The following is a 15,241-nucleotide window of genomic DNA, read 5'->3' as shown; positions in this document are numbered from 1 at the left end:
AGTTGGTACTACCCCAAGTACAGGTTTTTTATAGTAGGCTGCCATTGGTATCCTCTCCCGACTAGCTCTCTATACCAAGGATACCGTATTTTGGCATAAACTGATAGTATTTTCAAAACGTTATACCAGATCGTTACCGGTATTCCAATCAACTGCAAAAAGGCCCATTACTCATCAATGACCCCAACAGGGGTCTTTGTGATTTGTAACGAACCGAGTGAGAAAGGAAAAGAGGTTGAAACTATCTTCCATATTGTGCGAAATGGGAGAGGGGAATTGGCCTCTGTTACAGTATATGCGACAAGCAACTTTTAGAACGTTGGGTCAGTTAACAACAGGAGAAGCGAGGATCGTATTTCGTCGGCGAGAATTCGATAATATCGTATTCTGCAATGGCATGCATATGGAACGGGTCTTCCTTCCATGCCGCTTTCGATTGATTTTGGTAACAACGATCTAAATTGTCTCCGCCAACCGTATCAAAGACTACATCAAAGCCATTTCCGTTCGTGTATTTTTTAACATATTCTTCCACCGTTTCTTCTCGATATTTAATTCCGAAATCCGCTCCCAGTTCCTTCCCTGTCTGCAGCTTATCTTTGGAAGAGCCCGTAGTATAAACGGTTGCTCCCGCCCATTTGGCCAGCTGGATCCCGATATGGCCTACACCTCCAGTGGCCGCATGAATCAGCACGTTTTGTCCGGGACGGACGTTGTCCCTATCGATCAGCGCCTGCCAAGCGGTAATGGAGACCAGAGGAAATGCTGCCGCCTCTCTCATTGTCAGAGAACGAGGTTTACGAGCGACTAGCGCGGCATCTGCCAGCATATAATCGGCACGGGCACCCCCTGTACCCTTAAAACCGCCGGCGCAAGCATAAACTTCGTCTCCTGGCCGGAAAGTTGTCACTCCTTCTCCCACTTCTTCTACTACTCCGGCAACATCCCCGTGCAGAATAGCGGGAAAATCCGGGGCTACTCCCTTTACGAAACCTTGCCGGATTTTTATATCGATTGGATTGACACTTGATGCGGCTACACGTATAAGAACATGACCAGGTATCACTTCAGGTTTGGGAACTTCTGTCAATTAGAATACGGATGTATCCCCGAATTCATGAATCACTTGTGCTTTCATTTCCAATCCCCCAGTTTTGTATATGAAGTATAAGATTACCACACATGGGTGAAATTCCCCACTACATTTTGTGTTGGCAATACGGTGATAAATGCTTCCGCTCGCATCCCATTTTGTTACTCCCCGGTTCATGGAGCGGGTAATCGCTTTCGATACCGCCTCCCCCTCACCTGTTACAATCAAGACAGTGATACGGTCTACGTGATTTAATAGGGCTTGATAGGTTTTAGCCCCCCGTATAAATTGAAATTAATGTATAGAGTGCCGTTTGTACTTCAAACAGGTAAGCAGAACCGATCACAATGAATCCATTCACCAAAAGGGTAAATCTGCCAATCGGAATGTTCCTATACTTGGCGACAATTCTGCCTACAACCAATTCCTCCGTTACTGCCGCCGGCCCGCAAGATGATCGCGCCGCCAACGCCTGTCACGATACCGCCAAAAATGGCGGACAGAAGGACATCTTCTGTAAACAGTTTCGTAATATGGATCAAATTCAGAAACGCAGAAAAAGAAATGATGGAGATAATGGTATAGATCATGAATTTGCTTCCGAGCAGCTTGAAGCCTATAAGCAGGAGAGGAATATTTATTTCGATCCTTCACATTGAACCATTGTCAATTATTCGACAGGTTTTACCTGATTCCCTACACTGGCCTTCTCTCTCATTCTTGTAAAATTCGACGTAAACATTTACATCACGAACATATATTCGTAGAATAGTAAGAAGAAGGTGATAAACCATGATTCAGAAACTAAACATGGACCAGCTCTTAAAACAGTTCCGGGAAGATGAGCGATTCAAGAAAAATATTGTCCACTGGGAAACCATCCCGTCCCGCGATGCCCATACGGTCCCCTTCCCTGCCGACTTGGATGAACGAATTCGTTATACGTTGTGCAAGCGAGGAATCAATTCGTTGTACACTCACCAAGAGACATCCTTTCGCTTTGTCCGGGAAGGAAAAAACGTTGTGGCAGTTACGCCCACAGCTTCCGGCAAAAGCATGTGCTACCATTTGCCGATTTTACAAAAGTTGTCGGAAGACCCACAAGCACGCGCACTGTATCTTTTCCCTGCCAAAGCGCTGGCTCAAGACCAGAAAAGTGAATTGAATGAACTCATTAACGAAATGGGATTATCTATAAAATCGGAAACCTATGACGGTGACACACCGGCCAATATTCGTCAGATGATACGTAAAGCCGGCAATATCGTGATCACAAATCCGGATATGCTTCATTCGGCCATCCTGCCACATCACACCAAATGGGTTTCTTTCTTTGAACACCTGCGATACGTAGTGATAGACGAACTCCATATCTATCGAGGGGTATTCGGCAGCCATGTGGCGAACGTCATTCGCCGTTTAAAACGAATCTGCACGTTTTACGGAAGCCAACCGCAATTTATTTGCACTTCTGCTACCATTGCGAATCCTAAGGAATTGGCCGAACAAGTAACGGAAGAAAAAATGGAGCTGGTTACCAACAATGGGGCTCCCTCTGGGAAAAAACATTTTATTTTCTATAATCCGCCTGTTGTAAATCATCAATTGAACATCCGGCGAAGCGCCACACTTGAAGCCCGTGATATCACTGAGAAATTCCTGTCGAACGGTATTCAAACGATTCTTTTCGCCCGCAGTCGGGTTCGTGTTGAAATTCTCTTGAAATATCTGCAGGAATTGATCAAAAAGAAGCTGGGTCCAAAGTCCATCCAGAGCTACCGGGGAGGTTATCTCCCCAGTCAACGTCGGGAAATTGAACGCGGATTGCGTCAGGGTGACATTATGGGTGTAGTGAGTACAAATGCACTCGAACTTGGTGTGGACATCGGGCAGCTCCAAGCGTGTGTAATCACTGGGTATCCCGGCTCTGTTGCGAGCACGTGGCAGCAAGCAGGCCGGGCTGGAAGGCGTCAAGGGGAATCTGCCGTGGTCCTTGTCGGGAGCTCTTCTCCATTAGATCAATACATTCTCCAACATCCTGATTATTTCTTTGAACGAAATCCGGAATCGGCGCGCATCAACCCGGATAATCTGATCATTTTGGTTGATCATCTGAAATGTGCTGCCTACGAACTGCCTTTTAAAGAAGGGGACCGCTTCGGAAATGCTGAAATTTTGGAGATTTTGGAGTTTCTTACGGAAGAACAAATTTTACATTATTCAAGAGGAAAATGGTTCTGGATGAACGAGTCATTCCCTGCTCACAACATCAGCCTCCGGTCTGCTTCCCAGGAAAACGTCGTGATTATTGATATTACTTCACGTGGAAACGAGAGAGTGATTGGGGAAATGGATCGATTCAGTTCACTCACCCTGCTTCATGAAGAAGCGATTTATCTGCATCAAGGCATTGAATATCAGGTGGAGAAACTGGATTACAAAGAAAAGAAAGCCTATGTCCGGGAAGTACAGGTCGATTATTACACCGACGCCAATTTGGCAGTCCAGTTGAAAGTGCTGACGGAAGATGAATCCCGGCATCAGCAGCAGACAGAGTTTGCGTATGGCGAAGTGTCGGTGCACGCCATGGCTACGATTTTCAAAAAAATCAAATTCGAAACACATGAAAATATCGGTTCCGGTCCCATTACGCTTCCTGAAGAAGAGCTGCATACAAACGCGGCATGGATCAGTTTCTCTGAAACCCTGTTTGAGACGATTGGAAAAGAAGAATTGGAACGGGGTCTCGTAGGTCTCGCTCATGTCCTGCAGCACGTCTCTCCTTTCTTCGTAATGTGCGATCCGCTGGATCTTCGTGTGATTCCCCAGCGGAAAGCCGTCCATTCCGGACAACCCACAATCTTCTTATATGATCGCTATCCCGGCGGAATCGGTCTAAGTGAACAGGTCTACAAGGAAATGGAAACCATTCTGACACAAGCAGAAGAACTGATTGGTTCTTGTCCGTGTGAATCCGGATGCCCTTCATGTATCGGGATATCTGAACAGGATGGGAAAGAATTGGCCCTTGCTCTGGTCCGGGTTGCCCGAGGAGGAAGTCCTTATGTCTCTTAAGGATAAATTGAACCGGTTAAAAGTTCATATGACCCAAGAGGAACCGCAACCGGCAATCGCGCACTCGGCAAAAATTCCTTTTTTGGAAAAATGGGCTGGGCTGCAGGCGAAACCGTATGTATATAATGACGATTATGTCATGGTTCGGGAGGTCCGCTACCCTGTCACGCAACAACATGGAAAGTATACATTTGATCAACTTCATGAAGTAATCGAAGCGTGGGAAAAAACAGTTCATCAACACCCCCTGTCTTCCATGGGTAGAACTGCAGCGGATCTTCTGTTCTTTGATACGGAGACAACCGGGTTGCACGGAGGAGCGGGAAACACCATTTTTCTCTTGGGGTATAGCCGTATGGAAGGAGATGCCGTGGTAGTTCGCCAGCATTTTTTGGCTGCTCCTCATGCGGAAGTATCCCTGTACCAATCTTTTCTTGCAGATATAAACGAGTCAAAACATCTTGTCACATACAACGGGAAAGCTTTTGACTGGCCTCAGGTGAAGACAAGACATACTTTGATTCGGGATTTGGTTCCCCGTCTGCCATCGTTTGGACACTGCGATTTGTTGCATGGGGCAAGAAGATTATGGAGAAATGAATTGGAGTCCTGTCGGTTGTCAATCATTGAGCAAGAGAAATTGGGCGTCTTTCGAAAGGATGATGTGCCTGGATATTTGGCGCCGATGTTATATTTCGACTATCTCAGGCATCGAGACCCTGAAACGATTCAAGGGGTTTTGTACCACAACGAAATCGACGTCCTTTCCCTTATCACTTTATACATCCATATCTCAAAACTTTTGCTCGAATACGGGAGAGACGTTGTTTCCCACAATGAGCGTTTTGAAATCGCCCGTTGGTATGAAGCATTAGGTGAAGATACACACGCCGTGGAAGGATATAAGAAAATTGCAGAGAGCGATCATGCTCTCAGAGGGAAAGCAAAAATTGCCTTGGGACACCATTACAAAAAACAGAAGAAGTGGAAGCCGGCTTTGGAAATCTGGGAAGAATGCATTCATGAATTTACCTATGTACCGGAAAATGTGTATGTAGAAGCAGCCAAAATATATGAACATCAAGTGAAAGATTACGAAAAAGCGCTGCATTATACTCTTCTGGCATTCGATGAATGGAAGAAAAAAAAGAATCTGCTTCGTCGAGGGTCTAAAGCCGAGCAAGAAACGTATTGGAAAAGAATTGAACGGTTGGAACAAAGGATTCACCAGCGAGCGTAGCTGGTGAATCCGACGAATCCGTTTGCGAATCTATTTCGAACGGTTTGTAATATCTTTAACGTTGCCCCGTCACACCGACTCCTTGTCCTGCAGACCAGATGTCTCTCCATGCCTTTGAGTCAGAATGATTCATTTCCGAGAAATCGACAGACCCTTTTTTCTGGAGCTGATCTGGATCAAGTCCAGCTCTCTTTATACTGGGAATGAGGTAGTTTGCATTGACTCCGCTAAACGCATCTGTATAAACGAGGTCTTCAAGAGTGGATTCGATCAGCATTTCATGATATTCTTTGCTGGCAAAACTTTCGGAAGTCGCAATAAAACGGGTACCCATATAGGCGAGATCTGCGCCAAGGATCTCTGCGGCAAGAATATCGTTTCCGCTGGATATACTTCCAGCCAGAATCGTAATACCATCCCAGAATTCCTTTACAGCCGCAATGAAGGCGAACGGATTAAGAGTTCCCGCATGCCCACCAGCCCCGTTGCAAACCAGGATTAGTCCATCAACTCCCTTTTTGTACAGCCTTTCGTGCATGAAATAAGCTGATCACATCTGAGAAAACAAGTCCGCCATATTCATGCACGATACGAACAACCGGACTTGGGGCGCCTAGCGATGTAATAACAATCGGTGGTTTGTGTTTCTTTATAAGCTCCAAATCCGCCTCATACCGTTTATTGGTCGAGTGTACGATGAGATTGACCGCCCATGGCGCAATACGACGATTCGGTTCGTCTTCCTTTCAAAAGCGAGTCTATTATGAAAACAATACGACATCTCGAATGAGATGTCGATAAGAAAGGTCTTAAAATTCAAGTTATGCAGGCCAATTCTCTGGAATGGATCCTACATTTCTACGAAAATACAGCATCGGCTCCTTATCCGTTTTCTTTAGTTCGACGACTTCACCAATTAAAAGCGTATGATCGCCAGCATCTATCCTTTGTACAACTGTGCACTCCATAACGCCATAAGAGCCCTGGATAATCGGCAAATTACGCTCCGATAAACTCCATTCTGCTTTCGAGAATCGATCGGGCTCCTTTCCGGCAAACGCCCAACAAAGCTCCTTCTGATCGGATGCCAGTGTATGGATGGCAAATCCGCTGCACTGCTGAAAAGCCTCAAAAGAAGATGCTCTCTTATCAATACACCAAAGAACCAACAAAGGATTTATCGAAACGGAAGTAAATGAATTAACCGTCAGCCCCAATGGATTACCCTCTGAATCTGTTGTTGTGACTATCGTTACACCCGTTGGATAACTGCCCATAATTTCCTTAAACAGCTTTTCTTTCTCTACAGTCATATTTTTACTCACCTCACCCATCATTTTTTAATACAAAGACGGCCCGAGTATTTTCCCGTTGGTAAGCGTGACTAATTCCACAAGCTCTCTGCCAAATTTCTCAGCTTGTTCTCTTACGATGTCCTCTGCTATAGTCCCGCCTTCAACCGTGAAACGTGAGTGGTATAAGATCCCGGGTATGGTAAACACTTGGAAAAACGCCATGGCAGATCTGAATCCCAGATCAAGTCCAAGATAATGATGGTCACTCCCCCCGGTTGCCACGAGGCCTGCTGCTTTACCTTTAATGTATTCGTGAGGAATTAAATCTATGAGATTTTTAAGAGCTCCCGTCATCGTTCCTCTGTACATAGGGGATCCAAATAAATAGCCGTCCGCTTTTTTAATTTTGTCCAATACACGTTGCGTGTCGGGACTATATTCTTCGAGAGGCCTTCCATCACAAAAATCCAATCTTACATCGGAAAGATCCACTATATCCGTTTGTACATTTTCCATATAATTGGAGGCTGCCTTCAGGGAATGATCGAGTAACGCCCGGGTGCGTCGGCTGTGGGCCGAGCTTCCGCAAATGCCCAGTATATGCATGAACCTAGTCCCCTCCATTCATAATCTTCAATCAAGTATTCTGACAAACAGGCAGATCCTGATTTACAGGATTCCGTATACCTGCCTGTTCCAAAAGAGGGAGAACCGTTTCATTAAAATAAGGCATTTCCTCAACGTAGTCGAGAAAAGAAACAAGTGTACCGGAAACACCGGTTTTTGAAAGATTCACCATTTCTTCCGCAATTTGTTCCGGCGTACCGACCAGTGCCCAACCACCCCAGCCCGCAATAAAGTTCTCGCGTGCTCTCGTCAAGAACTCCTGCGAATTGGATGCTGACTGAATTCCAAACATATCACAAATAATATTGGCGACTTCCCAATCCCCTTGCTCCCTCACATAATAATCATAAAACTCTCTAGCTTCCTTTTCGGTCGGGCGACAAACAACGAAACTTGTTGTAAACATGTTAATTTCGCGGTGGTATTCTTCCCATGCAAGTTTTTTCATGTGAAGGGTCCATTCTCTGCCTTGTTCATACGTTTCCAGAAAAGAAAAATGGAAATCTGCAAATCGGGCGGCAAAATTCATCCCGGCAGTGGAAGAACCTGCGTTAATCAAGACGGGGCGAGGATTTTGAACAGGTTTTGGCTCTTGCCATCCGTCCTTAATTTCAAAAAACTCTCCTTTGTGATCGAAATACTGTTCCGACCACATTTTCAAAACGATTTCAATCCATTCAGTCGAATACCGATAGCCTTTATCATGTTCCATCTTTTTTCCGCCAAACATTTCCAACTCTTTTGGAAACCAGCCGTTTACGATATTTAAGCCGATTCTTCCTTGCGAGATGTCGTCTATCGTCGCAATCATTTTCGATGCCACAATCGGGTGCATCGTAGGAACGTGAGAGGTACAAAAAAGATAGATTTTTTCTGTGACGGCCGCGATCGCTGCTGCCCATGTATACGTTTCCATGCAGCGTCCGTTAAAATTACTGGGGCCGCCAAAACCGCGCCAACGCGCAACCGGAATAATACATTCGTATCCTGCATTTTCCATCATTTTTGCAATTTTTACATTTGTACGAAAGTCTGGAGTAAACGAGGTATCTGCCAAAGTCATGGCACAAGAATTATTTACGTTCGGTCCAAAAATCCCTAATTTTAGTTTGTTGTCATTAAACATCGGGTTGCCGGCTCCACGATATAGGTCAAATCTGTTCATCGTTTCCCCCCTGGTTTCGCTATGCCTTATAAAATTTTAAAAGGATCTGTAATAATATTGCCGGTATCGACCCAAACGCTCTTGATCTGTGTATATTCCTGCATGACGTACAAACCGTTCTCCCTGCCGATGCCACTCGCTTTATACCCACCAAATGGTGAACTGAAACCGACTTTACGGTAATTGTTGATCCATACGGTGCCTGCTTTAATTTTTGACGCAATCCGGTGCGCACGTTGAACGTCTTTCGTCCAAACCGCAGAGGCGAGCCCGAATTGTATATCATTGGCAATGCGAATGGCGTCTTCTTCTGTTTCAAATCGAATCAGGCACACAACGGGCCCAAAAATTTCTTCCTGCGCGATGCGCATATCATTACTTACATCGCCAAAAATAGTCGGCTCAACGAATAAACCGTTCTTAAGATCTTCTCTGGTTGGACGCTTTCCTCCATACAGCAGCCTTGCTCCTTCCTGCTGACCAATCTCGATGTAGTTCATTACCTTTTGGTGCTGGCCGGCAAAGGCTACCGTCCCCATTTCCGTCGCCATATCCAAAGGATTGCCCAACTTGATCTCGCTGGTACGGCTTACAAGAGCTTCCACGAATTGATCATAAATCGAATTTTGAATCAGCACCCGGGATCCGGCCATACAAGTTTGGCCTGTTGCGGCAAATATTCCGGCAAGCACTCCATTAACCGCATTCGAAAGATCCGCATCCTCAAAAATAATGTTGGGGGATTTCCCGCCAAGCTCGAGTGATACTCTCGCAAAATGATCGGCAGAACTTTTGACAATCAATTTTCCTGTTTCTGCAGAACCGGTGAAAGCGATTTTACGCACATCCGGGTGGCTGGCCAGCGCCGCTCCAGCCGTTTCACCGAACCCGGTTACCACGTTTACCACACCCGGCGGGAATCCGGCTTTCTCAATTAATTTGGACAACTCCAAAATCGAGCCGGACGCCACTTCCGAAGGCTTAATGACAATCGTGTTACCTGCTGCCAATGCGGGGCACAGCTTCCAAAGGGTCAACAGCAAAGGAGAATTCCAGGGAACAATCGCTCCGACCACTCCCAGCGGTTCACGAACCGTGTAATTAATCATATTAGGCACTTCAACAGGAATCGTTTCCCCGTGGATCTTGTCAGCAAAACCAGCAAAGTAGTAACACCAGCCCGGTAAAGATTTCACCTGCCCAAGCATTTCCCGGATTAATTTTCCATTATCCACCACTTCACTCACAGCGAGCATCTCCGCATTTTCTGCAATTAAGTCTCCGAAACGGCGGAGTAATGCACCACGCTGACTGCCGTGAAGCTTTGGCCATTCCCCTGTTTCAAAAGCCGTTTTAGCAGCTTGCACGGCGCGATCAACATCTTCTTTTTCCCCGGCAGGAATTTCTGCCCAGACTTCACCGGTAAACGGATTAACAGAAGGAAATGTTTTTTGCGAAACGCTTTGAACCCATTCGTTGTTAATAAACATTTCGTACTTTTTGATATTCTCATAAAGCGGCTGATAAATCGTTTTGGTTTCTGTGCTCATTTAAATACCTCCCATGAGATAAATTTGTATTTTGGTACAAGAATAAAAAGCGCTTTCCCACCTCCTTGTGGCCTCGTTTTCTATAGCAGGCAATGCCTTTGCTAATAACCTTGGTAGTTGTGCACGTAATTGCGGATTTTCCGGGAAGAGTATTTGCGTAAAATGATGGCGTTTAAATTGAGGGTAATCTCGTATTAAGTGCGAAATACTGGAAGATGGTAGAAACATAGGAACGAAAAGGGGGATTCTTCTTTTTACTCAATAGCGAAATTCAGCTACATATAACTTTTTGAAAATATTCATGTCATTCATCGTATGTTCGGACATTTTTTTGGCTGCCATCTTTGGGTTACGTTCGCGAATGGCATCCACTACGGCTTGATGCTCCGGAACAAAATCATCGCCACGGTTGTATTGTTTGAATAATGTATTCCGGTACAGTAAAACACGGGAACGAATGTTGCTCATCATCTTTTGCAATTGAGAGTTTTTACTCCACATCACAACAAACTCGTGAAAGAAAGTGTTTAAGTCCACGACTTCATTGATCTTGTTATTTTTAATCGCATGTTCTGCTTCATATATAGAGTTTTGCAGTTTTTCCAGTTCCGCATCAGGCATATACTGGGTTGCCAAATAGGCGGCCACCGCCTCCAGCCCTACCCGAACTTGATAAAGGTCTATCACATCTTGTAATGACGGCTCATAAACAAAGATTAATCCATCCTTGTTTTTCAACAATTCATCATGTTCCAGCTTTCGGAAAGCTTCCCGAACGGGGCTCCGGCTGACTCCCATTTCTTCCGCGATACGACTGTCTATCAGCCGTTCACCTGGCCGTAATTCACCGGAAAAAATCGACGTGCGCAAAGAATTATAAATAAGTTCATACAATGGGTTTTCTTTATTGGCAGCTTTCACGATTAAACTCCTTTCCCGCAGAAGATGAAGTTGTCGACTAACTGTCGACCTCTCATCTACTGGGATTATATGTTTGAGTGGGAAAAGTATTCGCGGGTGAGACGATGATTAAATTGGCTGCATGTTGTTGCCAACGCGAAAAAACCCTGAACTGTAAGGGTTCAAGGTTAAAGAGTAACAGAGTATGTAACTGTAATGCCAATCAAGGCGCGTTTTTTGTATAATCTGTATAATCAGCTGCAAACCATCTTATACTGATACTTTTTTTACCGCTGCTGTCCGCTTTGTTTCTTTGTACTTCCGACGATGGAATCGGGGTAAGATTTAGAAGCAGAATTGTATTCTCGGGATCATCCGTATAAAACGTAAGCCCACGAACTTGTTCAATGGATGGTTCTTCTACTCCAAAAATAGGGTCTTTAATGCTTTTGATATTGATCCACATCTTCCCCTCTTCATGTGCCACAGTGTAATCAACAAACTGCTGGGCTGCAGAGTAATCAAGCAATCGCGAAGTACGGGCCACTAAAATTTTCCCTTGTTCTTGATAGGAAGCCAATTCCCGCAAACTCTTTATATCCTCTTCCCCCAAAGGAAATCCTAGGTTATACCCTCCAAAATGCTGGGCCAAAATCGAGTATTGATGTTTTTTGATGAGTTCATCCAAATGCTGATTCGTAAGTTGTAGATGTAAATCACGGGGCGACCAATTCCAATTATACTGCGATCCTTTGAGTTCATGGGTGTACCGATGAAATCCCCATACTTTTTGACCGTCGCGAAGTTTGATCTCAAATATGGGACTGTCATGTCCAAATTCGGATTCAGCTATGGAGTTCCATATATAATGGATTCCATTTTTTAGTGTAAGATCTGCATTATAGTATGGAGATTTGGGCACGTCTCCTTCTTGATATTTTGTGACACGGTTTGGACTGTAGCCTCCAAAGTTCCCTACATTCGCCTCATCACCGTGATTAATCAGAACTTTAGGATGTATACCTGATTGATTTAACGCTTGCCACGCCTTCTCCACCAAGGATCGATTAAACGATATATCATGAGTGTTTTTGCGGGAAAAGTCCCCATAGCCATGTAAAGAATCGATCCAACCGGCTTTAAAGAAATAGTCAATTTGTGCGGCATTATGTATTTGGTTCGGATTCAGTCCATCGAAGTACGTCATGACAAAATTCATCCCATGACCCTCTTTATCCACTTTAACTTGCTGGTCGTTTCCCATATACATGAACATGGAATCGGAAATATCAAGTCCTACTCCTTGTCCGTATGGAGTTGTTTCTTTTGTGTTGAGGAACCGATGATATTGTTTAAATTCCTCTACCGTTGTATCGTCAATATCTGATGCAATCGATAACATTGCCTCATACGGGTAAGGGAACTTTCGTATATCGTTTCTTTGTGCGTTACCGGGCTCTGCCAATTTTTGTTTCACAGCCTCAGGAACCACAATGGCAGGTTCTTCTTTTTGCACGCTAACGTTTGGATTTACAGATACTGGCTGTGAAAAGTTTGTACATCCCGTAAGACTCAGAAACATTAATGTTCCTAGTATAGACCGCGAAATTTTTGCCACAAATAACTCTCCTCACACTTAAAAACAAAAACTTGTACAAACGATACTAATTAAAACGCCAATTTTCTGCGGCGGATACCGATTGACAATGAAATTCCAATAACCACAAAATTGGTTAATAATGAACTTCCTCCATAAGATATGAAAGGAAGCGTAATACCGGCCACAGGCATAATGGCAAGATTCATACCAATATTCTCAAATACTTGAAAGCCAAACATCCCTATGGCACCGGCCATAAACAGAACGGCAAAATAATCTTCTGTCGAGACAGCAATCCGCACCATCCTGTAAATCAGTAAAAAGAATAGGAGAATTACCCCGCTGCTTCCTACATAGCCAAACTCTTCCCCAATCGCTGAAAAAATGAAGTCGGTCCACTGTTCCGGTACCCAATTTCCCTGTGTCTGGGACCCTTTAAGGAAACCTTGCCCCAACAATCCCCCTGATCCGATTGCAATCTCTGCTTCATGCACCTGAAAACCGGCGCCGGTAGGATCCGCCTCCGGATTTAGAAAGGTGACAAATCTCTCTTTTTGGTGTTGCGCCAAAGGAAGGCTGTTCAGGAAATGCATGGATCGGTCAGGAAACACGTCCATAGCTAAAACAACGGCCAAAACAAATACAAAACTGGCAGCAAGCAACACGTAAAACTGCTTTTTTTCCAGCATGACAACCAACATGCAAAAAAAGATCGCCAGCATCACTAACGCCTGGCCTAGTGCAGGCTGTTTCAATATCAGAAGGGCGGGGACAAGGACGGCTGCTAACATTACGCCGAACTGTCTCCAACCGAAACGGTTGCCTAATTCTTTCTGTTTCGCCCCGTAATCAGCAATAAAAAGAATCATAAAAATCTTAGTGAACTCAGAAGGTTGCAACTGTAATCCGGGCAATGTAATCCAACTATGAGCTCCGTGACTGGCAGGGAAAACAAACACGATAACCAGTGACAATAGCCCAATATAATAAGATATACGGGCAATCCGGTTTTTTAAAATGGAGTAATCAAGCGCAACAAACACAAACATAAGGCCATACGATGCAATTTGCCAGATTATCTCCCGAATGTACCAGTCTTCCATGCCTTGCCTGTTTCTTGTAATGGAGTATATCGCCAGTGTGCTGATGACAGAAATGATAACCAATACGGGAATTATATAATAGTCAAAATCCCTCCCCCGTCGTTTCACCCAATTCAGATTCATTGCATTCCGTCTCCTTTTTTGATCAAAACCATGTTGTCGGAATCTATAAATGCCAGCTTCTATCTGCCAGGAATCGAACTCGTTTACAGACAATACGTGTCGTACGTTTCGGATAAACTCACTTCGTAGTAGGCGCGACTGTTCCTCCAGAATTACCCGCCTGGTTCGTGTTCAAGTTTTGTCCGGATTTATTGTTTGTACCACCGGTTACGGAAGTCGGGGTGTCATGACCCGTCGTAGTACCACTATCACCGGTTCCCGTCTTCGAATTGATGGCCGTAGATGTTTTTCCGGATGGCGTATTGCCAACGGTCGAATTCCCGTCAGAGCTATTTCTTACATTAAGTGGGTCGGTTTTCGATTTTTGATTGTTGTTTTTGTTATTAGCGTTCACATTTGAAGCATCAGGTTTTTTCTGGGCTTCTACGTTACCATTTGTACTGTTGGATGTAACCTGCCCGCCGTTCAAGGCTGCAGGAACACGACCATAGTATTGATTCCAATAATATTCTTCTGCCGCAGTTGACACTACATTGTCGTTCATTCCAAGCGCTTGATGGACGAACTGTCTTGTCGCAAGTACGTGCGGAATCAAAACATCTCCGCCGTCCGGTAAATATTGCTCTAATAAATCGTTCGTGCGCGGCACTTGCTCAGTTTGAATATCAGCTAAATTTATACCATATAAAAGTTGGCCAATCTTCAGCATATCGCTTGTAGACATATTGGTTTCTACGGAGGTAGACATCTCATCCAGAATTTGTGGCAGTTTGAAAAGTGCAATCGAAGATTTGCCTTTCGCTGCTAAAGCCTGTAAAAAGGTTCTCTGTCTGGCTGTTCTATTGTAATCCCCTAAAGCGTCATGCCGAAAACGAACAAAATTTAAAGCCTGTGCACCGTCTAAATGCTGCATTCCCTTTCGCAAATGAATGTGTGTGCCATCTGTCGGATCATCGTATTCCATGTTCTGATCGACATTTATGTCAACTCCACCCAAGGTATCCACAATTTTTGTAAAGCCGACAAAATTCGTTTCCACATAATAATGGATCGGAATATCAAGAAAATTACTTACTGCCTGTGCTGCTTTTTGAGGACCACCCAGTGCATTGGCCGCATTGATTTTGTCATAACCACTTCCTGGAATTTTCCACCAGGTATCACGCATCACCGAAAATAGACTGCCTTTATGAGTGGTGGGATCCATACTGAGCAAGATCATGCTGTCAGATCGCGTATGCCCTTCCCCAGGTCTCGCATCTTCACCTAAAAGTAAGATATTGACTCTGCCGCCCGTCCATTCTTCTGTAGACCCCTCAGTGGGAATCGACTGGATTTTGTTGGCAAAACTATATAGGTGATAACCGTAATAACCCAAAATGCTTAATAAAATGATTGCCAAAAGTAAGAGGAATCTTCTTTTTCTCTTCTTCCCTGGTTTCTTTTTTGTCTCTGTTCCCGTTGCCATCT

At 44.5% G+C, this 15,241-nt stretch carries 12 protein-coding genes and 2 pseudogenes; 2 read left to right on the top strand and 12 right to left on the bottom strand.

What is annotated here, in order from left to right; all coding sequences use genetic code 11:
- Positions 1-442: 442 nt before the first annotated feature.
- The 3 genes and pseudogenes from skT53_RS03230 to skT53_RS18385 all read right to left on the bottom strand — a co-directional run.
- A pseudogene (locus skT53_RS03230) lies at positions 443-1,090 on the bottom strand (zinc-binding dehydrogenase); the annotation flags it as partial.
- 274 nt (positions 1,091-1,364) lie between these two features.
- Entirely contained in the window at positions 1,365-1,454 is a 90-nt protein-coding gene (locus skT53_RS19085) for a hypothetical protein (protein WP_404828950.1), read from the bottom strand.
- 31 nt (positions 1,455-1,485) lie between these two features.
- The gene (locus tag skT53_RS18385; RefSeq protein WP_264176010.1) at positions 1,486-1,728 is read right to left on the bottom strand and encodes a YitT family protein; all 243 of its coding nucleotides are present in this window, start codon (positions 1,726-1,728) and stop codon (positions 1,486-1,488) included.
- A 157-nt stretch (positions 1,729-1,885) separates the two neighbouring features.
- On the opposite strand from skT53_RS18385, the gene skT53_RS03215 reads away from it, so the two are divergent.
- Positions 1,886-4,168 carry a DEAD/DEAH box helicase gene (locus skT53_RS03215; RefSeq protein WP_318978589.1) on the top strand — a complete coding sequence of 761 codons (2,283 nt, stop codon included), beginning with the start codon at positions 1,886-1,888 and terminating at the stop codon, positions 4,166-4,168.
- Positions 4,158-5,408, top strand: a complete 1,251-nt coding sequence (locus skT53_RS03210) for a ribonuclease H-like domain-containing protein (RefSeq protein ID WP_200759743.1) — start codon at positions 4,158-4,160, stop codon at positions 5,406-5,408. Before skT53_RS03215 ends, skT53_RS03210 begins: the two co-directional genes overlap by 11 nt.
- A 73-nt stretch (positions 5,409-5,481) precedes the next feature.
- Here skT53_RS03210 and skT53_RS03205 read toward each other — a convergent pair.
- From skT53_RS03205 to skT53_RS03165, 9 genes and pseudogenes are all read right to left on the bottom strand, one after another.
- Positions 5,482-6,142 (bottom strand): annotated as a pseudogene (locus skT53_RS03205) (NAD(P)H-dependent flavin oxidoreductase); the annotation flags it as partial.
- Positions 6,143-6,229: 87 nt separating this feature from the next.
- Entirely contained in the window at positions 6,230-6,721 is a 492-nt protein-coding gene (locus skT53_RS03200) for a flavin reductase family protein (protein ID WP_200759742.1), read from the bottom strand.
- 27 nt (positions 6,722-6,748) lie between these two features.
- Entirely contained in the window at positions 6,749-7,309 is a 561-nt protein-coding gene (locus tag skT53_RS03195) for an NADPH-dependent FMN reductase (protein ID WP_200759741.1), read from the bottom strand.
- Positions 7,310-7,340: 31 nt separating this feature from the next.
- Positions 7,341-8,495 (bottom strand): LLM class flavin-dependent oxidoreductase, encoded by a 1,155-nt coding sequence (locus skT53_RS03190; protein ID WP_200759740.1) that lies wholly within the window; start codon positions 8,493-8,495, stop codon positions 7,341-7,343.
- A 26-nt stretch (positions 8,496-8,521) separates the two neighbouring features.
- Entirely contained in the window at positions 8,522-10,045 is a 1,524-nt protein-coding gene (locus tag skT53_RS03185) for an aldehyde dehydrogenase (protein ID WP_200759739.1), read from the bottom strand.
- Positions 10,046-10,303: 258 nt separating this feature from the next.
- Complete coding sequence (locus skT53_RS03180; protein WP_200759738.1) at positions 10,304-10,966, bottom strand: GntR family transcriptional regulator; 663 nt, start codon at positions 10,964-10,966, stop codon at positions 10,304-10,306.
- 202 nt (positions 10,967-11,168) lie between these two features.
- Positions 11,169-12,563: a hypothetical protein gene (locus skT53_RS03175; protein WP_200759737.1), complete on the bottom strand. Its 1,395-nt coding sequence runs from the start codon at positions 12,561-12,563 to the stop codon at positions 11,169-11,171.
- Between the two features lie 50 nt (positions 12,564-12,613).
- A complete protein-coding gene (rodA, locus tag skT53_RS03170) occupies positions 12,614-13,771 on the bottom strand; it encodes a rod shape-determining protein RodA (RefSeq protein ID WP_200759736.1) in 1,158 nt (385 codons plus the stop codon).
- A 118-nt stretch (positions 13,772-13,889) separates the two neighbouring features.
- Complete coding sequence (locus skT53_RS03165) at positions 13,890-15,239, bottom strand: LCP family protein (RefSeq protein WP_200759735.1); 1,350 nt, start codon at positions 15,237-15,239, stop codon at positions 13,890-13,892.
- Between the last annotated feature and the right edge of the window lie 2 nt (positions 15,240-15,241).

It is taken from the genome of Effusibacillus dendaii, assembly GCF_015097055.1.
In the GTDB taxonomy this organism is placed as follows: domain Bacteria; phylum Bacillota; class Bacilli; order Tumebacillales; family Effusibacillaceae; genus Effusibacillus; species Effusibacillus dendaii.
The sequence above is the reverse complement of the archived record's forward strand: the minus strand, read 5'-3'. Positions and strand labels throughout refer to the sequence as shown.

Excerpts from the sequence above, each read along its gene's own strand:
- skT53_RS03185 (WP_200759739.1), bottom strand. The coding sequence starts at position 10,045 with ATGAGCACAGAAACCAAAACGATTTATCAGCCGCTTTATGAGAATATC.
- skT53_RS03195 (WP_200759741.1), bottom strand. The coding sequence starts at position 7,309 with ATGCATATACTGGGCATTTGCGGAAGCTCGGCCCACAGCCGACGCACC.
- skT53_RS03215 (WP_318978589.1), top strand. The coding sequence starts at position 1,886 with ATGATTCAGAAACTAAACATGGACCAGCTCTTAAAACAGTTCCGGGAA.
- skT53_RS03190 (WP_200759740.1), bottom strand. The coding sequence starts at position 8,495 with ATGAACAGATTTGACCTATATCGTGGAGCCGGCAACCCGATGTTTAAT.
- skT53_RS03165 (WP_200759735.1), bottom strand. The coding sequence starts at position 15,239 with ATGGCAACGGGAACAGAGACAAAAAAGAAACCAGGGAAGAAGAGAAAA.
- skT53_RS03210 (WP_200759743.1), top strand. The coding sequence starts at position 4,158 with ATGTCTCTTAAGGATAAATTGAACCGGTTAAAAGTTCATATGACCCAA.
- skT53_RS03200 (WP_200759742.1), bottom strand. The coding sequence starts at position 6,721 with ATGACTGTAGAGAAAGAAAAGCTGTTTAAGGAAATTATGGGCAGTTAT.
- rodA (WP_200759736.1), bottom strand. The coding sequence starts at position 13,771 with ATGAATCTGAATTGGGTGAAACGACGGGGGAGGGATTTTGACTATTAT.